Below are 18,061 nucleotides of genomic sequence, written 5' to 3'. Positions count from 1 at the left end.
CCCAACACACTCAAATCGATAACGACCGCGCCGCGAGGGGCTCCGGGCCTAGGTATTGCCCGGCCACTTTGGCACAATGAGCAGCACATCCGACAGCAGCCGTGCTGCCGGATCTGCCCGCCGTTCCGGGAGGGGAAACGATGTTTGGTTGGCTGGTGGAGAACCCGTGGATTCTCTGGCTCGTCCTGTTCCTCGGTCTCGCTGCGGTCGAGACGCTCACGCTCGACCTGCTTTTCCTCATGCTGTCGGTCGGGGCGCTCGCAGCCCTGATCGCCTCCTTCGTGACCGGTTCTTTCTTCCTGCAGGGTCTGGCGTTCTGCGTCGTGGCGTTGATGATGGTCCTGCTGGTCCGCCCCATCGCCCTGAGGCACCTTCGGGGAGCCACCGGCGACCAGCGTTCCAACATCGAGCGCCTCATCGGTGAACCGGCGCTCGCCCTCGAGACCGTCACCTCCTCGTCCGGAACCGTCAAGATCGGCGGAGACACCTGGTCCGCCCGCACCCTGAACGGGGTCTCCGTGCCCCCCGGTGCGCGGCTCGCGGTGGCGCGGATCGAAGGAGCCACCGCCGTCGTGGAGCCGGCGGCGGAAAGCCCCGATCCGAACGCCGACTACCTGTAACTTCCAGCGGGGTCACCTCGGTCCCGCAGTCAACTCAATCAAAGGGGATCCATGAACGGCGACGCCGGGACCATCGGACTGACGATCATCCTGATAGTCCTTGTCCTATTCGTTCTCATAGTGCTGGTGAAATCGGTGCGGATCATCCCGCAGGCCCGGGCGGGGGTGGTTGAGCGTCTCGGCAAGTACCAGCGCACCCTGCTGCCGGGACTGACCATCCTGATTCCATTCGTTGACCGGCTGCTGCCACTGCTCGACCTCCGGGAACAGGTCGTTTCCTTCCCTCCGCAGCCGGTGATCACCGAGGACAACCTGGTGGTCTCCATCGACACCGTCGTGTACTTCCAGGTGACCGACGCGCGGGCGGCGACCTACGAGATCGCCAACTACATCCAGGCGGTCGAACAGCTGACCACCACCACCCTGCGCAACGTCGTCGGCGGGCTGAACCTCGAGCAGGCGCTGACCTCCCGGGACCAGATCAATGGCCAGCTGCGCGGCGTCCTCGACGAGGCCACGGGAAAGTGGGGCATCCGGGTCTCACGGGTCGAACTGAAGGCCATCGATCCGCCCCACTCCATCCAGGATTCGATGGAGAAGCAGATGCGGGCCGAACGCGACCGGCGTGCTGCGATCCTGACGGCCGAGGGCACGAAGCAGTCCGCGATCCTCACCGCGGAAGGTCAGCGGCAGGCCGCGATCCTGGCCGCGGAGGGCGACGCGAAGGCGGCGATCCTGCGCGCCGATGGCGAGGCCCAGGCCATCCAGAAGGTCTTCGATGCAATCCATCTGGGCAACCCGACGCCGAAGCTGCTCGCCTACCAGTACCTGCAGACTCTGCCGAAACTCGCCGATGGGTCCTCGAACAAGCTGTGGATCATCCCCAGTGAGATCGGTGACGCGCTGAAGGGGCTTGGCAGCGTTCTCGGAACGACGACGTCGGACTCCCCCAACGGCCAGGCGGCGGAACAAAATGTGCAGAAACGTGACGCCTGACGCAGGATCCGGGTATAGTTGGTGGTTTGCCGGAATTTCTCGTCCCCGGCAGGAACATTCCCGCTTGATGCGGAGTTATACAGTATGCGTACCATCTCGGCCCCGTGCTGCCTTCAACGGCGGCTGGACCGCGGTGCACGCAGATCGGTGCCGGCTCAGCCGGAAGCCACTCGTTGAGTAGGAGAAAATATGAGCGATCGCAGCCTGCGCGGCATGCGCCTCGGAGCGCAAAGCATGGAAACCGAATCGGGCGTGGAGCCCGCTCCGCGCCAACGGGTTGAGTACCGCTGCGAGGACGGTGAGCGGGTCTTCGTGACGTTCGCCGCCGAAGCGGAAATCCCCCCGGTGTGGGTTTCCAAGACCGGCAAGGAAGCGCTCCTGGTGGACGGGGAGCGCCCCGACACCTCTAACGACAAGCCGGTGCGTACGCACTGGGACATGCTCCTTGAGCGCCGCTCCGTCGACGAACTCGAGCAGATCCTGCAGGACCGCCTGACAATCCTGCGTGAGCGCCGCGGCGAACGCCGCTCGGCCTGACGCCAGGGTCCTTCCGGCCGATGCCGGTGACGCCACCTTCGGGTGGGGTCACCGGCATTTTTTGTGCCCGGCATTTTTGTACCCGGCGGCGGCTTAGCGGTCGCGGCGGGTCAGCTTCCGCCACCGGGCCGCCAGGCCCCACCGGGTGACGCTGACGATCGCCTCAAGCACGATATTGCCGCTCATCTTCGAGTCCCCCAGTTCCCGCTCCACGAAGGTGATGGGCACCTCGGTGATCTTCAGGCCCAGGCGGGCCACCCGGAACGTCATGTCCACCTGGAAGCCGTACCCGACCGAGTCAACTGCCGACAGGTCGAGCTTCTCAAGCGTCCCGCGGCGGAAGGCACGGAAGCCGGCGGTGATGTCCCGCACGGAGAGGCCGAGCATGAGGCGCGAGTAGGTGCTGCCCGCCCGCGACAGGAGCTTGCGGTGCGCCGGCCAGTTGACCACGCTGCCGCCGGGGACCCAGCGCGAACCGATCACCAGGTCGGCGCCGTCGACGGCGTCAAGGAGGCTCTGCAGCTGCTCCGGCCGGTGGGAGCCGTCGGCGTCCATTTCGACCAGGACGTCGTAGCCGCGTTCGAGGCCCCAGCGGAACCCGGCGATGTAGGCCGCACCCAGCCCCGCCTTGCCGGTGCGGTGCAGCACGAACACCTGGGGATCCGCCGCCGCCGCCTCGTCCGCGAGCCCTCCGGTGCCGTCCGGGCTGTTGTCGTCCACGATCAGCACGTCTGAGGCGGGCACTGCCTCGCGCAGCCGTCCCAGCGTCAGCGGGAGGGATTCGATCTCGTTGAAGGTCGGAATGATGGTGAGAACGCGCAAGCGAGTGGGGCCTTTCCGGAGGAGACGCAGGGACCGCTGGTGCCTGCCAGGTCAAACGGCAATTATAGGCGACCGACCCGAACGGCCCGGCGGGCGGCGGCCGCGCGGGGATCCCTCCATCGAGCAGGCCCGCCCGCCTTCGTACCAGAAACGGTGAACCGGATCTGTTCTCTGATGGCGTGCGGGCCTGCTCTTGATGAGTGCCGTCACCGTCCTCACCAATGCGGCGGTTGAGCCGAACGGGAGGTTGATTGCGCCGGTGGCCGGCCAGGTCAGTCCTCGAGGAGTTGCTCCAACCCGTAGAGACTCAGCTTACGTGCTGGGGGCGAGGTGTCAATGTGCCTCTGACCTGCACAAACGTCCTTCCGTGCAGGTCAGCGTGCGGTCCGGGAACAGGCCTTTTCGGTTTGTGGACAGCTCTTGACTGATGGGCCCGGGGCCACTAGACGCCGCTTCCACCGTCCTCGGAAAACAGGGTCCGGCCGTAGTGGACGGTCTCGATGCAGCGCGGCGGATTCTCGGTATCCAGCGCCGGCAGCAGCGGGGTCCCGGCCCGGGGATCCGTGCTCCAGGACTGCACCCGGTTGTCGGGTGTCTGGACCATGAGTTCGTCAACCCGCCAGACGGCGAAGGACGCCGGCGAGCCCGGCGCCAGCTGGCCCAGCATCGGGTTCACCGCACCGGCTGCCCGCCAGCCTGCCCGGGTATGGGCGATGAAGGCCGCCCGCGCCGAAACCGCCTCGGCGGGATTGCTGTGTTCGATGCAGGCCCGCACGGAGGCCCACGGGTCAAGGGGCGTGACGGGGCTGTCCGATCCCATGGAGACCGGCACCCCGGCCGCCAGCAGGGCCCCGAATCGGTTCATGCCGCCCCGGCGTTCGTCCCCAAGGCGCTGCGCGTACAGCCCCTCCGGGTGCCCCCAGAGGGAATCGAAGACCGGCTGGGCGCTGACTGTCACCCCGAAGTGGACCAGGGCGGCGATCGCGGTGTCGTCGGTCATCTCGACGTGCTCGAGCCGGTGGCGGGAGCGGCGCACCGCCTCGATGCCCAGTCTCCGCTCGGCCTCCCCCAGGCCGGCGAGGACGACGTCGAGCCCGGCGTCGCCGATCACGTGGAAGCCGGCCTGCACCCCTTCGGCGGTCGCGGCGCTGAGGTGCGCCCCGACGGCCGGCGCGTCGAGGAAGACGTGTCCGCGGTTTCCGGGGTCGTCGCTGTAGGGATCCCGCAGGGCCGCGGTGCGCGAGCCGATCGAGCCGTCGACGTTGAGGTCACCCGCGAGCCCCGCCAGGCGGCCGTCGAAGGAGGCGAGCAGGCTCCGAACCTCCTCCGGGGAGGAGACGGCCTCGGCCCAGTAGGGAATCACCCCGGGCAGGTCCGTGCCGCCGTCCCCCGCGCCGAGGGCGAGCAGGCCCTCGAGGTCCTCCCGGGGGGAGATATGCGGTGCGGCCATTTCCACGACGGCGACGATGCCGAAGGAGGCGGCGTGGGCAAGGGCTGCGCGCTGCAGGGCGGCGCGGTCGGTGGGGGTCAGGGCGCGGGTGGCGAGCCGGGCCGCGGTGTGGGCGGCGCGCACCAGGAAGCCGTCGTTCCAGCCGTCGAGGCCGGCTAGGCCCAACGAGGCCGCCAGGGTCCCGGACACGACAGCCGAATGCACATCCGCCCGGGTGAGGTAGACAGAGCGCCCGCCCGAGGCGGAATCCAGCTCGCCGGCCGTGGGCACGCGCCGCTCGGGCCACCGGGACTCGTCCCAGCCATGGCCGAACACCGGACCCTCGTGGGCCGCGGCCGCGGCACGGACGCGCTCGAGCAGGTCCGCCAGGCTGGTGCAGGTGGACAGGTCGATCGAGGCGAGCCCCAGGCCGGTCTCGGTGGTATGGAAGTGGGAGTCGACGAAGCCCGGGGCGACGAGGGCACCGTCGAGGTCGACGGTGCGGACCCCGGGCCCGCCGAGGTTCTCCGCGGCATGCTCACCGCCGATCCAGGCGACCGTGCCGCCGTCAACGAGCATGGCGGTGGCGAAAGGGTCGGCTGGGCTGTAGACGGAGCCGTTGCGGTACAGGACAGGGCGCTGGGAATCCATGGAGTGGTAACGGGGCTTTCGTTAGGAGGCGGGAGATCGTGGGGGTGGGGCTATTCGGTGATGTTGGAGTAGGCGACGACCCCGCGGCGGATCAGGGCGATGGCCCTGACGCAGCGCCCGTGAAGCCCCTCCGGCAGGTCGCGGACCTTGGCCAGCTGATCGAGCAGGTCGATGACCTGCTTGGCCCAGCGGACGAAGTCGCCGGCGGCGAGTTCCGTGCCGCTCAGGGCGGCCTGCAGCGAGCGGCCCTGGGCCCACTTGTACATGGGCCAGACGAGTCCGAGTTCGGGCTCCCCCGTCACGGGCAGGCGGTGCTGCTCCTCGCTGTCGGTGAGGCGGGACCATTCACGGATGATGATGTCCACCGAGCTCTCGAGACCGAAGCTCGGCAGAACCGGCCGCAGTCCGCGTTCCTCGCGCTTGGCCTGGTACACCAGCACCGAGGCGACCGCTGCGAGTTCGGCGGCGTCGAGTTCGTCGAAGGCCCAGTTCTCGACCGAGAGGGCGATGAGGAGGTCCTTCTCCCCGTAGATGCGGCGCAGTTTCTGCCCTTCGGGGGTGATCTTCAGGCCGGTCTCGGCGTCCGGTGCCACGTAGCCGTAACCGGCCAGCACCTCGGAGACCCTGTCGAAGGTCTTCGCGATGGTGTTGGTCCTGCCGCGGATCTGCCCGGCAAGGCGGTCGGTCTCCTTGCGCAGCTTCAGCCAGCGCTCGGACCAGCGGGCGTGCTGTTCCCGCTCGCTGCAGCCGTGGCAGGGGTGGGCGCGCAGGCGCCGGCGCAGGTCGGTGATGGCCCGCTCCTCGGCGGCGGCGGTCGAGGAGTGAAGCCCGTTCCCGCGGTCGGAGCCCCGGCGTGGAGGCCGTTTCTCCTGCAGGGCGTTGCGCAGGGAGGACGTGAGGTCGCGGCGGTCCTTCGGGCTGCGGGCGCTGAAGCTCTTGGGGATCCGGATGCGGGAGAGGATTTCGATGGGCCCGTCCAGGTCCTGGACGCCCACCCGGCGGATTTGCGTGTCGATGGTCAGCACGGTGGGCCGCGGCTCCCGGGAGGGATCGCTGTCGAGCACCACGGCATACCCCTGGCTGCGGCCGCCGGGCACATCGATAACGTCGCCCGGCCGCAGCGCCTCAAGGGAAGCCTCCGCCGCGGACCGTGCGAAGCGGGACCGGTCGCGGGAGGCACGTTGTTCGAGGTCGGAGAGGTCCCGCCGCAGGCTGGCGTACTCGCGGAAGTCCCCAAGGTGGCAGGTCATCGACTTCTCATAACCGCGCAGGGATTCCTCCCGGCTGCGCAGCTGCTTGGCCATGCCGACGACGGAGCGGTCGGCCTGGAACTGGGCGAAGGAGGTTTCGAGGATCTCCCGCGAGCGTTCCTGCCCGAACTGGGCGATGAGGTTGATGCTCATGTTGTAGGTCGGGCGGAAGCTTGAGTTCAGCGGATAGGTGCGCCGGGAGGCAAGCCCGGCGACGGCCCCGGGGTCGGTGCCCGGCTGCCACAGCACCACGGCGTGGCCCTCGACGTCGATGCCGCGGCGCCCGGCCCGGCCGGTGAGCTGGGTGTACTCCCCCGCGGTGACGTTGACGTGGGCCTCGCCGTTGAACTTGTCGAGCTTCTCCAGCACCACCGAGCGGGCGGGCATGTTCACGCCCAGGGCGAGGGTTTCGGTGGCGAAGACGGCCTTGACGAGGCCGGCTGCGAACAGCTTCTCGACGACTTCCTTGAAGGTCGGCAGCATGCCGGCGTGGTGGGCGGAGAAGCCGCGGATGAGGCCCTCGCGCCAGGTCCAGAAGCCGAGGATCTCGAGGTCGTCCCGCGGAATCTCCTGCGTGGCCCCGTCGATGGTCTCGCTGATGGTCCGGCGCTCGTCCTCCGTGGTGAGCCACAGGCCGGCGTGCAGGCACTGGGTGACGGCGGCTTCGCACCCGTTGCGGGAGAAGATGAACGTGATCGCCGGCAGCAGGCCGGCGCGGTCAAGCGCGGTGATGACCTGGGGCCGGCTCGCGCGGCGCACGAGGGTCTCCTGCGGCCGGCGTGCGGGCGCCCTCCCCCGGCGTCCGGAGCCCCAGCCCGCGCGCTGGTTGAGCCGGACCTCGTTGCTCGCCAGTTCGAGCAGTTCGGGGTTGACCTCGTAGAAGTCGCGGGCCCCGCCCTCCGGGCCGGACGGCGCTGCCTCGTCGAAGGCCACATCGCCGGCGAAGAGGTCAAGCAGGTTCGATCCGACCATCACGTGCTGCCACAACGGCACCGGCCGGTGCTCGGAGACGACGACGTCTGTGTCGCCCCGGACCGTGTCGAGCCAGGCCCCGAATTCCTCGGCATTGGAGACCGTGGCGCTGAGGGAGACGAGCTTCACCTCGGTCGGCAGGTGGATGATCACCTCCTCCCAGACGGCACCGCGGAACCGGTCGGCCAGGTAGTGGACCTCGTCCATGACGACGTACCCGAGGTCGTCGAGCGTCTCGGAGTTGGCATAGAGCATGTTCCGCAGCACTTCGGTGGTCATGACGACAACGTCCGCGTCGGGGTTGATGGTGGTGTCCCCGGTGAGCAGTCCCACCCGCTCCGAACCGTGAACCGCGGCCAGTTCGGAGTACTTCTGGTTGCTGAGGGCCTTGATCGGTGTGGTGTAGAAGGCCTTGAGGCCCTGCTGCAGGGCAAGGTAGACGGCGAACTCCCCCACGACGGTCTTCCCGGCGCCCGTGGGCGCGGCGACGAGGACCCCTTTGCCGGCCTCGAGGGAGGTGCAGGCGTCGCGCTGGAAGGGATCGAGCTCGAACGAGAGCGTGTTCTCAAAGGCGAAAAGCTGGGTCCGTGCCATCGCGTTGCGGGTCTTGGCCGCCTGATAGCGCTCTGCGGGGGTGCTCATCTTTCAACCCTAAACGCTGGGCCGGGGAGCGGCACGCATCACCGGCCCCCGGTCGCCGCTACAATCCCTCGATGGTCGAGGCCGAGTCGGCGGTGGCGTTCAGCTCGGCCTCCCGGGCGGCGTTGCGCCGGGCGCGCCGCTTGTCGTTGAGCAGGCACAGGCCGATGGCGGCGAAGAAGAGCACGAGCATGGGCACGGCAAGGTAGAACATGCTCACCGCGTCGGCGCCCGGTGCGGCCATCGCGGCGAAGAGGCAGACGAGGAAAACGGTGATGCGCCAGGCTTTGAGGATCTGCCGTCCCGAGATCAGCCCGACGAGGTTCAGCCCGAACAGCACCACCGGAAGCAGGAACGCGATCCCGAAAGCGAGCATCAGACGCAGGATGAAGGTGATGAACACCGACACCGTGATGATGTTGGTGAACCCTCCGGGAGTGAAGTCCGTCAGGACCCTCACCGCGTTGGGCAGGACCAGCCAGGCGAGGTAGATGCCGGCCAGGAACAGGGGGACGGCCACCGCGATGAACGACAGGGAGATCCGCCGTTCCTTGGCGTGCAGCCCGGGCGTGATGAACGCCCACAACTGGTACAGCCAGACCGGACTGGAGATGATCAGCCCCAGGAACACCGAGACCTGGATGAGCAGGTCGAACGGGGAGGCGACAGCGTCGAAGTTCAGGGCCGCACTGCGGCCCTCCCGCTCGTTAAGGTCCTTAATGGGCGCCGCCAGGGCTTCGAGGACGGGGTTGTAGATGAAGAAGCCGACCACCGTGCCGGCGACGACCGCCAGGCCTGACTTGAACAACCGGATGCGTGCTTCGCGCAGGTGTTCCTTGAGGGCCATCCGCCCTTCGGGGTTGGCCTTGCGCCCTCGGGTCCGTGCCATGGCGCCTAGGGGGTGGAGCCCGGCGTTCCGCCCGGGGCCGAAGTGGAGCCACCGGCCGCTCCGGGGGGATTGTGCGGGGCGGCCGTCGGCTGCCCCGGCGTGCCGTGGGTCTGTGCGTCGGGGCCGGAGGCGACGACGTTTCCCTCGACGGGCGCGCCTGCGGTGCCGCTGCCGGTGTTGTTCTCATCCTTCATCTGCTTGACCTCGGACTTGAAGATGCGCAGCGACTGGCCGGCGCTTCGTGCGAGTCCGGGGAGCTTGGGCGCACCGAAAAGTAGGATCGCGATCACGATAATAATGACGATCTGCCAGCCATCGAGCCTCATGCCAGGTTCCTCTCCTAGGTCCTCTTCAGTTTAGGTCATAGATCGGGGCCGCCGTGCAGCAACCGGGGCCGCAGGCAGTGCCGGTCCGGCGCCCCGCCGCAGGATTCACGGCCCGGGACAGGACTGCACCGTCCCGCGTCCTCCGCGAATTCATTCAACGTTCGTTCAGGCCCTCAGCCGCGGGCCGGAGGCGACTCAGAGGTGCGGAAGGTCGCGCAGCAGCTGGGGCCGCCGGTTCTCCGCCCGGCGCCGGATCCGCCGCTCCCGCCGCCGCCCCTGGCGCAGCAGCCGGGCTGCGTGGTTGGCCCGGCGAACCTCCGCTGGCTGTGCAAAGACGGCGGGGACGGGGGAATCGGAGGCCTTCTCGGCGGCGGTATCGGATGCGTGCGTGGGAGGCGCGGCATCGAGAAGCGATGACGCCGTCTCGAACTCGTCCAGCGTTGCCATCGCCTTCCGGAAGACCCGGAAGCCCACGGCGAGCAGGAACAGGGCGCTGACCGCTACCAGGGCGATCCACAGAACCAACCACATCCACCACGACATTGCTTCAGTCTAAGCCGCGGTTGACGCCAGGGCCGCCTCGAGCCAGCGCAGGACCTCCACACGCAGGTCCCCGGGCCCAGCCACGGCCGCCGCCCCGCCGAGCCCGGCGATGAGACCGGGGAGCCATGCCACCGAGCCGACCCGCAGTTCGGCGGCGAGGGACCCCTCGCCCAGTTCCTCCGTCCGCACGGCGTTGTACTGGGCCGCGATCCACCGGGCGGGTTCCTTCAGCACCAGCACGATGCTCCGGTCATCCGGCGAGGGGGTATAGAGCCCCGCGGAGGGCGCCGCGTCCTGGGGCGGCCCCGCCTCACCGCCCCGGGTAACGGGCCGGTCCGTGAGGCGGACGTCCTGGATGCGGTCGAGCCGGAAGTTGCGGAACCCGGCGGAACCGACGCACCAGGCCTCCACATACCATCGGTCGTCCTGGGAGAAGGCGCGGACCGGTTCGATGACCCGCTCCGTGATCTGGTCGCGGGCCGGCACGAGGTAGGACATCTCCACCTGGACACCGCGCCGGAGGGCCTCCTGGAACAACTCCAGGTGGGGCTGCACCTCATCCTCGCTCAGCCGGGTCGCGACGACAGTGCCCATCCGGGCCGCGTCTCCGGCCGCCGCGGTGAGCTTGGCCTGGGCCGTGGCCAGCGCCGGATGGGCGGCGATGCCCGGCAGGTCCCGCAGCGCCTGCAGGCCGACGATGAGGGTGCACGCCTCGTCCATCGCCAGGCGCACCGGCTGGGAGAGGTTGCGGGCGTTGCTCAGGTAGATTCTGCCGCCCTCGACGTCCACGTCCATCAATCCGTCGGGGTAGTGGCGCGGACCGCTGACGAACAGCAGGTCGAGGTCGCGGGTGAGCTGGGCCTCGGTGACCTCGAACCGCTGCGCCGTCTCCTTGAGGTCGGCCCCGGGGTGTGCCAGCAGGTAGGGCACCAGGTCGAGCAGGCGCAGCAGATGGTCCTGGGCCGAGGATTTCCGGCGCGGCGCTGTTCCCTGCCCTCCGGTGGGTTCGACCTCCGGGGCGCTGCGGGCGGCATCGAGGGCACCGGTGAGCAGCTCCCGCACCCGGGCGCCGAGCTCGGCCGGTTCGACGACGGAGGCGTTCGCGCCGAAGCCTGCGACCTCCGCCGCGAAGGCCGGCAGGCCGCTGTAGGGCACGCGGAGGCGGTCCCATTCCTCGCCGTGTTCGACGAGGGTTGAACCCCGGCGCACCCGCAGGACGTTGCAGGTGCCAGGGCGGACGAGCAGTTCGGCGGTCCCCTCGGCGTCGCGCCGGGTCAGTGAGGCCAGCGCCGCATTGATATCGAAGGACTCGGGCGGCTCAAAGCCGCCTTCGCGCAGGGCCGGCGGTGAGGTCATCCGGGACAGGCGGAAGAACCGTTCGGCCTGCCGGTCGGCGTCGAACCCGACAAGGTACCAATGCCCGAACCGGGAACCCATCCCCCACGGCCGGACCGTGCGCTTTTCCTCGCGTCCGGTGCTGGCGGCCCGGTAGGTGAACGTGATGGTCCGGCGGGCGGCCATGGCGCGCCACACCTCGTCCCAGTACGGTTCGCTGGTGCGGATCCTCGGCTGGACGGGCAGCGGCGCCGGCTGCTCGGTTCCCGGGGTGCGCAGGCTGAGCTTCCGCATGGCCCGGGAGGCGGCGGAGTCGAGCGAGGCCGGGTCCCACATCCCCGCCGCGAGGCTGAGGAAGGTGTACTCCTCGGCGGTGAAGGTCACCCCGGTGAGCTGGTACTCCTCGGCGTTGATGCGGTAGCGCTGCACCGTGTTGTCGGTCTCGAAGAGGGGATCCTCGCTGAAGGACTCAAGCGGAATGCCCTGCTCCCGCAGCATCGCCTTGTCCCGGTCGAAGAGCTTCTCCCGGGCTGCCGGCGTGGGCGCCTCACGGTACAGTTCGATTTCCTCGAACAGTTCCTCCTTGCTGAAACCGCGTTTGCTGGACAGCAGCAGGATCACCAGGGTCAGGAGTCGTTCGGTTCGTTTTGCGGACACGGGAGTTACCTTACCTGCCTGCGAACCGCCGCCGGACCAGCCCCTTGCCTGCCCGGAAACAGCGCTGCCGCCCGGCGCCGGAGCGCGGGCGGCAGCTGCCGGAAATGGAAGGGCTCAGCGCACGTCGAGCAGGTCGACGACGAAGATCAGGGATTCGTTCGGGCCGATCGCCGAGCCGGCGCCGCGGGCGCCGTAGGCAAGCTCGGAGGGAATCTCAAGCCGGCGGCGGCCGCCGACCTTCATGCCCAGCAGGCCCTGGTCCCAGCCCTGGATGACCTGGCCGACGCCGACCTTGAAGTCGAGCGGTGCGCCGCGGTTCCAGGACGCGTCGAACTCCTCGCCGGTGGAAAACGCGACCCCGACGTAGTGGGTGGAGACGGTGTCCCCGGCAGTGGCCGCCTTGCCGTTGCCTTCAATGAGGTCCTCGATGACGAGTTCGGTGGGTGCGGCGTGGGCCGGGAAGTCGATCTCCGGCTTGGACCGGTCGAATTCGCGCTGTCCAAATGACATGGTTCTCCTTTGCAGGGTGGGGGTGTTCGGGTGGTGCGGTTACTTGGCGGCGGCCTTGCCGGTGATCTCCACGAAGAACACGAGCGTGCCGGAGGGGCGGCCCTCGGGTGCCGGGTCGCCGTAGCCCCAGGCGCCGGGGATGACCAGCAGAACCTGTGAGCCGACCTTCTGGCCGGCGAGGCCCTTCGTCCAGCCCTCGATGACGCCGGTCAGCGGGAACTCGGCGGGTTCGCCGCGCTCGAAGCTCGAGTCGAACTGCTCGCCGTCCTCCCAGCGCCAGCCGCTGTAGTTGGCGGTGATCGTGTCGGACTCGGTGACGACCTCGCCATCGCCCTCCTTGAGGACCTTCACCACAAGGTCCTTGGACGGCTCGTTGTCGGGGATGGTGACCTCGGGTGCGCCGTCCTTGGCGAACTTGAACGTGGGCAGCTTGCCCTCGTCGTCAAGCTTGCTGACGTCCTCGGGGGAAAGGATCTCGGGCTCCGGCGCGGGGTCCTTGGCGGAGATGATCTTCAGGACCACCAGCTGCTGCGGAGTGGCCTCCTGGCCTTCGGCAGGTTCCTCGATCGGACGGGTGTACCCGATCTGGGCTCCGACCTTCGTTCCCACCAGGACCTCGTACAGTTCGGCGTCCTGCTCCTTGAGCGTGTCGTCAACGGGCAGCGGCTGCGGCTGTCCGCCCTCATAGGTGTCACCGAGCTTGCTTCCGTCCTCGGCATTGAAGAACGCAGCATTGAAGGTGATCTGCTGGCCCGCCTTGATGGTCTTGCCGTCGCCCTCGACCAGGGTCTTCACGGCGGGGGCTGTGACCTTCAGGGGCGTGTCGAACTCGACCTTGGGGGCCTTCTTGTCGCTGCCGCCACTGACGGTGACCGACTCGAAGACGTCAGCGTCGCCGGCCGACTTTCCGGTCGACGCGCCGCCGCATGCGGTGAGCGCGAGCAGCAGGGGCAGGAGGAACAAAAGTATCCGTCGCACAGAACTTCTTTCGCAGGAGTTGTCGGTAGTTCAGGCAGCGCCCATCCGGACGGGCACCTTCAAGCCTAACGGTTCCCGGGCGGCGTTTTCTCCCCAGGCCCGCACCCCGTGGTGCGCTCCGGTGTTTTCAGAGGTGCTCGAGGAGGGCCTCGACCCGCTCATCAACCGATCGAAACGGGTCCTTGCAGAGGATGGTCTGCTGGGCACGGTCGTTGAGTTTCAGGTGGACCCAGTCCACGGTGTAGTCGCGGTTGGCTTCCTTGGCCCGCCGCACGAACTCCCCGCGCAGCCGCGCCCGGGTGGTCTGCGGCGGGGTGTCGACGGCTTCCTTGACGACGACGTCGTCGACGACCCGCAGCGCCTCCCCCCGGGCCTGGAGCAGGAAGAACAGGCCCCGGCTGCGGGAGATGTCGTGGTAGGTCAGATCGAGCTGCGAGACCCGGGCGGAGTCGAGTTCGACCCCGTTGCGCTTCATGTACCGGTCGACGAGCTTCTTTTTGATCGCCCAGTCCACCTCCCGGTCGATCGCCGAGGTGTCCCCTGTCTCGATCGCGTCGAGGGTGCGCTCCCACAGGCTCAGCACCGCCGGGACGTGCGCGTGGTGCGCACCGTTGGTGTCGACGAAGGCCCGTGCCCGGGCGAGGTACTCCCGCTGCATGTCCAGGGCTGTGATGGAGCGCCCGTTGGCGAGCTTCAGCAGCTGCCGGCCCGAGAGGTCGTGGGAAATCTCCCGGATGCTGCGGATCGGGTTCTCGAGGCGGAAGTCGCGCATCATGGCCCCGGCCTCGACCATGCGCAGGATCAGGTCGACCGAACCGATCTTCAGGCGGGTCGTCGTCTCGGACATGTTCGAGTCCCCGGCGATGATGTGGAGCCGGCGGAAGAATTCGGCGTCGGCATGCGGTTCGTCGCGGGTGTTGATGATGGGCCGGGACCGGGTGGTGGCCGAGGAGATGCCCTCCCAGAGGTGGTCGGCACGCTGCGAGAACGCGTACAGCGAGCCGTTCTGGGTCCGAAGCACCTTGCCGGCGCCGACGAGGAGCTGCCGGGTGACCAGGAACGGGATGAGGATGTCGGCGAGCCGGCCGAATTCGAGCTTGCGAGGGATGAGGTAGTTCTCGTGGCTCCCGTAGGAGTTTCCGGCCGAATCGGTATTGTTCTTGAACAGGTAGATATTGCCGTTGTAGCCCTCCTGGCCGAGCTTGCGCTGGGCTTCGACGACAAGGTCCTCGAGGATCAGTTCGCCGGCGCGGTCCTGGGCGATCAGCTGCGCCAGGTCGTCGCATTCGGCCGTCGCATACTCTGGATGAGAGCCGACGTCGAGGTAGAGCCGTGAACCGTTGGTGAGGAACACATTGGAGGACCGCCCCCAGCTGACGACCTTCCGGAAGAGATACCGTGCCACCTCCTCGGGCGAGAGGGGCCGGGAGTTGGGCCCCGAGTAGGAGATGCCGAACTCAGTTTCAATTCCGAAGATACGCCGGTCCATTAGACAGGGCTTTCCCGAGAGGTGAGCATGGTTTCAAGTTCAGGGATGCCGATGCGCCGGAACGCCCGGTGGGTGCCCCGGGCCACCTCCGGGTCGCGGTCGAGCACCGCCACTTCCAGCGATTCCGGCCCGAGCTGCGGACCGGCGCCCGTAGAGCCGTCCTGCCGCAGCGAGTGCACCGCCGCGCGGACGGCCTCTGGGAAGTCGAGGTCCTCGGAGAAGCTGCTGCGCAGCACCTCCACCACGGCCTCGGCCGCGCCGCCCATCACCACGAACCCCTTTTCGTCGGCGATCGAGCCGTCGAAGGTGAGGCGGTACAGGTGGTCGGCGGCGGGCTGCTCCCCCACCTCGGCGACCACCAGTTCGACCTCGAACGGTTTGCTTTCGGCGGTGAAGACGGCGCCCAGGCTCTGCGCGTACACGCTGGCCAGGCCGCGGGCGGTGACGTCCTCGCGGTCGTAGGAGTAGCCCCGGACGTCGGCGTAGCGGATGCCCGCCTGCCTCAGGCTCTCGAACTCGTTGTATTTCCCCACGGCGGCGAAGGCGATGCGGTCGTAGATCTCACCGAGCTTGTGCAGTGACGGCGAGGGGTTCTCGGCGACCAGGGCGATGCCGTCGCGGCAGCTGAGCACGATGACCGAGCGCCCGCGGCCGATCCCCTTCCGCGCGAAGTCGGCGCGGTCCCGCATGAGCTGCTCGGGTGATACGTAGAACTGCTGGGTCATGGTCTAGGCCTCCCGTCCTGCAATGGAGCGGCTTGCGATGACATTCCGCGCCGTCGTCTCAAGTTCCCGGTCGGGGATCCGCCGCGTGCCCGCACTGTTGACGGTGTACACGACCGGCCACAGCTCGCGGACGACGTCGGGCCCGCCGGTGGCCGAGTCGTCGTCGGCGGCGTCGTACAGGGCCTCGACCGCCACCCGCACCGCGGAGGCTTCGTCGAGGTTCGGCTTCCACAGTTTTTTCAACGATCCGCGCGCAAACGCCGAGCCCGAGCCGACGCTGTGGTGCTCCTGTTCCTCGTACCGCCCGCCCGTGACGTCGAAGGAGAAGAGCCGTCCTTCATGGCGGCTGGTGTCGTAGCCCGCGAAGAGGGGCACGACGGCGAGCCCCTGCAGGGCCATGGGAAGATTCTGCCGGACCATGGCGGCCAGCCGGTTGGCCTTCCCGTCAAGGCTCATGCGGGTTCCTTCGATCTTCTCGTAGTGCTCGAGTTCAACCTGGAACAGTCGGGTCAGGTCGAGGGCGATCCCGGCGGTGCCGGCGATGCCGAGCACCGAGAACATGTCTGCGGGGAAGACCTTTTCGATGTGGCGGCTGGCGATGACGTTACCCATGGTGGCTCGGCGGTCCCCCGCCATCAGCACCCCACCGGCGAAGGTCAGCGACACGATCGTTGTTGCATGCGGGGCGAGCGCCGGGCCGGCGCCCTGGGCCGGGAAGTCAACGCGGCTGCGCGAAGCCAGCAGGTCGGGGTGATGGCGCCCCAGATGGTCCGAGAACGACGTCGATGCCGCCCGGGCGACCGCTGCTGCAGCTTCTTCCGGCATCATTGCCTTTACTGCCCACCCTTCTGGACGAAGCCCCTGACGAACTCTTCGGCGTTGGATTCAAGCACCCCGTCAATTTCGTCAAGCAGGTCGTCGACGCCCTGGGTTTCCGCCGTGTCCGAGGCGGAGGCGGGAGCGGCGGGAGGCTCCGCCGGGGTCTCTTCCTGCTCCTCGGTGCGTGTGCCTGCGGCCTTGTGATCCTGTGTTGCCATGATGAGCACCCTTCAGTTTCGGTTCTGCTGCTTCTATGGTGCCACGCGCTGTTCCGGCCCGCTCAACAATCGGGTGAGGAAGTCTTCGGCGGTGGCAGATTCCTGAAAAAGCCTCTCGGTGAGCTGCGCGGTACCACGCAGCGGCTCCCGTGTCTGCACCCGTTGGAGCCGGTTCTGGGAGGGAATTTCGAAGATGATCGAGTCCCAGCTGGCCCCCACCACCTCTGCGGGGAAGTTGGCGATGCACTTGCCCCGGAAGAAGGCGCGCGTGTCCCGCGGCGGCTCGGCGACCGCACGCTCCACCTGGGCCGGGGTGACCAGCAGTTCGACCTGCCCGCGCTGGGCCAGCCGGTGGTAGATCCCCTTGTTGGGCCGCAGGTCAGCGTACTGGAGGTCGACCAGGGCGAGCCGGTGGTTGTCCCAGCCGACCGCGTCGCGGTCGCGGTAGGCCTGCAGGATCTTGAGCTTCGCGACCCAGTCGACGGAGGCCGCGGCGTCCATCGGGTCGCGCCGGAGCACCCCGATCAGCGCCCCCCACCGGTCCAGCACGTCCCGGGTCTGTGCGTCGGCGCCACCGGCGCAGGCCGTAGCGGCGGCGTCGTGGTACATCTCCTGGAGATCCAGCGCCGTGACCTGCCGGCCGTCGGCGAGCCGCACGGTGGTCTGCAGCGACGGGTCGTGGCTGATGTCCTGGAGAGCGTGGACGGGCTCGGCGAGTTCGGGCACCGGGCACAGGTCCCGTTCGATGAGGGAGAGCACCAGGGAGGTGGTGCCCAGCTTCAGGTAGTTCGACACCTCGTTAAGGTTCGCGTCGCCGATGATGACATGGAGCCTCCGGTACTTTTCCGCCACCGCATGGGGTTCGTCGCGGGTGTTGATGATGGGCCGGCGCACCGTGGTTTCCAGCCCGATTTCGTTCTCGAAGAAGTCGGCCCGCTGGCTCACCTGGAAGCCGGGCCGCTGGTGGGTGGCGCCGATGCCGACCCTGCCCGCCCCGCACAGCACCTGCCGGGAGACAAAGAACGGGATCAACGCGGCGGCCAGGTTCCCAAAAGGCACGCTGCGGGGCACGAGGTAGTTCTCGTGCGACCCGTAGGAGACGCCCTTGTTGTCGGTGTTGTTCTTGTAGAGGTGCACGGGTGAGAAGCCCGGGGTGCCGGCGATGCGCTCCATGGCCGCCAGCGCCACCCGGTCCCCTGCCCGGTCCCACAGGACGGCGTCGAGGGGGTTGGTCACCTCCGGGCTCGAGTATTCGGGGTGCGCATGGTCCACGTACAGGCGGGCGCCGTTGTTGAGCACCAGGTTCATCAGCACCGCTGTGTCCTGCGGGTCGGCGCCCCCGGCCAGCGCCACCTGCTCGGCCGTGAGCACGGGCGGCTCGTCCGTCAGCTGCGAGGGATGGGCCGAGCCCCGGTCAACGAGCCAGCCCCGAGCATCGGTCAGGGGTGCTTCGTCGGTGTAGTCCCACCGCGTGCCGGCCAGGTTGCCGAGCCCCTCGCGCAGCGTCGCGGCGTAGGCGTTGACCACCTGGGAGGAGAGCATTGTGGGGTTTGCCGCGGGCAGTCCCGGGGCGATGATTCCGTATTCGGTTTCCGTACCCATGACCCGGTGCACCGACACCTCTTCCGTGGAGTCCGGCCCGACCGGGGCCATCCG

General features: G+C 68.4%; 17 protein-coding genes. 3 read left to right on the top strand and 14 right to left on the bottom strand.

Features of this window, described 5'->3' with window-relative positions; translation table 11 throughout:
- Positions 1-140 precede the first annotated feature (140 nt).
- The 3 genes from GVV77_RS03800 (at position 141) to GVV77_RS03790 (ending at position 2,153) form a co-directional block, all read left to right on the top strand.
- Positions 141-620, top strand: coding sequence for an NfeD family protein (locus GVV77_RS03800; RefSeq protein ID WP_159616511.1), 480 nt, complete (start codon positions 141-143; stop codon positions 618-620).
- A gap of 51 nt (positions 621-671) precedes the next feature.
- A complete protein-coding gene (locus tag GVV77_RS03795; RefSeq protein ID WP_159616509.1) occupies positions 672-1,616 on the top strand; it encodes an SPFH domain-containing protein in 945 nt (314 codons plus the stop codon).
- 189 nt (positions 1,617-1,805) lie between these two features.
- Entirely contained in the window at positions 1,806-2,153 is a 348-nt protein-coding gene (locus GVV77_RS03790; RefSeq protein WP_120168085.1) for an RNA polymerase-binding protein RbpA, read from the top strand.
- A gap of 93 nt (positions 2,154-2,246) precedes the next feature.
- Here GVV77_RS03790 and GVV77_RS03785 read toward each other — a convergent pair whose 3' ends face one another.
- The 14 genes from GVV77_RS03785 to dop form a co-directional block, all read right to left on the bottom strand.
- Positions 2,247-2,975, bottom strand: coding sequence for a polyprenol monophosphomannose synthase (locus GVV77_RS03785; protein ID WP_159616507.1), 729 nt, complete (start codon positions 2,973-2,975; stop codon positions 2,247-2,249).
- Between the two features lie 442 nt (positions 2,976-3,417).
- Entirely contained in the window at positions 3,418-5,055 is a 1,638-nt protein-coding gene (locus tag GVV77_RS03780; protein ID WP_159616505.1) for an amidohydrolase, read from the bottom strand.
- Between the two features lie 50 nt (positions 5,056-5,105).
- Positions 5,106-7,919 (bottom strand): DEAD/DEAH box helicase, encoded by a 2,814-nt coding sequence (locus tag GVV77_RS03775; RefSeq protein WP_159616503.1) that lies wholly within the window; start codon positions 7,917-7,919, stop codon positions 5,106-5,108.
- 58 nt (positions 7,920-7,977) lie between these two features.
- On the bottom strand, positions 7,978-8,805 hold the full coding sequence (gene tatC / locus GVV77_RS03770) for a twin-arginine translocase subunit TatC (protein ID WP_159616501.1): 828 nt from the start codon (positions 8,803-8,805) through the stop codon (positions 7,978-7,980).
- Positions 8,806-8,810: 5 nt separating this feature from the next.
- The gene (tatA, locus tag GVV77_RS03765; protein WP_159616499.1) at positions 8,811-9,131 is read right to left on the bottom strand and encodes a Sec-independent protein translocase subunit TatA; all 321 of its coding nucleotides are present in this window, start codon (positions 9,129-9,131) and stop codon (positions 8,811-8,813) included.
- Positions 9,132-9,326: 195 nt separating this feature from the next.
- Positions 9,327-9,674 (bottom strand): hypothetical protein, encoded by a 348-nt coding sequence (locus GVV77_RS03760; protein WP_159616497.1) that lies wholly within the window; start codon positions 9,672-9,674, stop codon positions 9,327-9,329.
- Between the two features lie 9 nt (positions 9,675-9,683).
- Positions 9,684-11,666 carry a helix-turn-helix transcriptional regulator gene (locus tag GVV77_RS03755; protein WP_159616495.1) on the bottom strand — a complete coding sequence of 661 codons (1,983 nt, stop codon included), beginning with the start codon at positions 11,664-11,666 and terminating at the stop codon, positions 9,684-9,686.
- 114 nt (positions 11,667-11,780) lie between these two features.
- On the bottom strand, positions 11,781-12,176 hold the full coding sequence (locus tag GVV77_RS03750; RefSeq protein ID WP_159616493.1) for an FKBP-type peptidyl-prolyl cis-trans isomerase: 396 nt from the start codon (positions 12,174-12,176) through the stop codon (positions 11,781-11,783).
- Positions 12,177-12,215: 39 nt separating this feature from the next.
- Positions 12,216-13,154, bottom strand: a complete 939-nt coding sequence (locus GVV77_RS03745; RefSeq protein ID WP_159616491.1) for an FKBP-type peptidyl-prolyl cis-trans isomerase — start codon at positions 13,152-13,154, stop codon at positions 12,216-12,218.
- 127 nt (positions 13,155-13,281) lie between these two features.
- Positions 13,282-14,643, bottom strand: coding sequence for a Pup--protein ligase (gene pafA / locus GVV77_RS03740; RefSeq protein WP_159616489.1), 1,362 nt, complete (start codon positions 14,641-14,643; stop codon positions 13,282-13,284).
- Positions 14,643-15,368 carry a proteasome subunit alpha gene (gene prcA, locus GVV77_RS03735; RefSeq protein WP_159616487.1) on the bottom strand — a complete coding sequence of 242 codons (726 nt, stop codon included), beginning with the start codon at positions 15,366-15,368 and terminating at the stop codon, positions 14,643-14,645. The genes pafA and prcA overlap by 1 nt, the downstream gene beginning before the upstream one ends.
- A 3-nt stretch (positions 15,369-15,371) precedes the next feature.
- Positions 15,372-16,193 (bottom strand): proteasome subunit beta, encoded by an 822-nt coding sequence (prcB, locus tag GVV77_RS03730; RefSeq protein ID WP_159616983.1) that lies wholly within the window; start codon positions 16,191-16,193, stop codon positions 15,372-15,374.
- Positions 16,194-16,201: 8 nt separating this feature from the next.
- Complete coding sequence (locus GVV77_RS03725) at positions 16,202-16,405, bottom strand: ubiquitin-like protein Pup (RefSeq protein WP_159616485.1); 204 nt, start codon at positions 16,403-16,405, stop codon at positions 16,202-16,204.
- 33 nt (positions 16,406-16,438) lie between these two features.
- On the bottom strand, positions 16,439-18,058 hold the full coding sequence (gene dop / locus GVV77_RS03720) for a depupylase/deamidase Dop (protein WP_246199617.1): 1,620 nt from the start codon (positions 18,056-18,058) through the stop codon (positions 16,439-16,441).
- Positions 18,059-18,061 lie beyond the last annotated feature (3 nt).

Origin of the sequence: Arthrobacter zhaoguopingii (genome assembly GCF_009828605.1) — a bacterium.
Taxonomy (GTDB): domain Bacteria; phylum Actinomycetota; class Actinomycetes; order Actinomycetales; family Micrococcaceae; genus Arthrobacter_D; species Arthrobacter_D zhaoguopingii.
Note: the sequence above shows the minus strand (reverse complement) of the source record. Positions and strands in the feature narration are given on the sequence as shown.

Bases quoted from the DNA above. Each gene is read 5' to 3' on its own strand.
- GVV77_RS03800 (WP_159616511.1), top strand. From the start codon at position 141: ATGTTTGGTTGGCTGGTGGAGAACCCGTGGATTCTCTGGCTCGTCCTG.
- GVV77_RS03795 (WP_159616509.1), top strand. From the start codon at position 672: ATGAACGGCGACGCCGGGACCATCGGACTGACGATCATCCTGATAGTC.
- GVV77_RS03790 (WP_120168085.1), top strand. From the start codon at position 1,806: ATGAGCGATCGCAGCCTGCGCGGCATGCGCCTCGGAGCGCAAAGCATG.
- GVV77_RS03780 (WP_159616505.1), bottom strand. From the start codon at position 5,055: ATGGATTCCCAGCGCCCTGTCCTGTACCGCAACGGCTCCGTCTACAGC.
- GVV77_RS03775 (WP_159616503.1), bottom strand. From the start codon at position 7,919: ATGAGCACCCCCGCAGAGCGCTATCAGGCGGCCAAGACCCGCAACGCG.
- tatC (WP_159616501.1), bottom strand. From the start codon at position 8,805: ATGGCACGGACCCGAGGGCGCAAGGCCAACCCCGAAGGGCGGATGGCC.
- tatA (WP_159616499.1), bottom strand. From the start codon at position 9,131: ATGAGGCTCGATGGCTGGCAGATCGTCATTATTATCGTGATCGCGATC.
- GVV77_RS03760 (WP_159616497.1), bottom strand. From the start codon at position 9,674: ATGTCGTGGTGGATGTGGTTGGTTCTGTGGATCGCCCTGGTAGCGGTC.
- GVV77_RS03750 (WP_159616493.1), bottom strand. From the start codon at position 12,176: ATGTCATTTGGACAGCGCGAATTCGACCGGTCCAAGCCGGAGATCGAC.
- pafA (WP_159616489.1), bottom strand. From the start codon at position 14,643: ATGGACCGGCGTATCTTCGGAATTGAAACTGAGTTCGGCATCTCCTAC.
- prcA (WP_159616487.1), bottom strand. From the start codon at position 15,368: ATGACCCAGCAGTTCTACGTATCACCCGAGCAGCTCATGCGGGACCGC.
- prcB (WP_159616983.1), bottom strand. From the start codon at position 16,193: ATGCCGGAAGAAGCTGCAGCAGCGGTCGCCCGGGCGGCATCGACGTCG.
- GVV77_RS03725 (WP_159616485.1), bottom strand. From the start codon at position 16,405: ATGGCAACACAGGATCACAAGGCCGCAGGCACACGCACCGAGGAGCAG.
- dop (WP_246199617.1), bottom strand. From the start codon at position 18,058: ATGGCCCCGGTCGGGCCGGACTCCACGGAAGAGGTGTCGGTGCACCGG.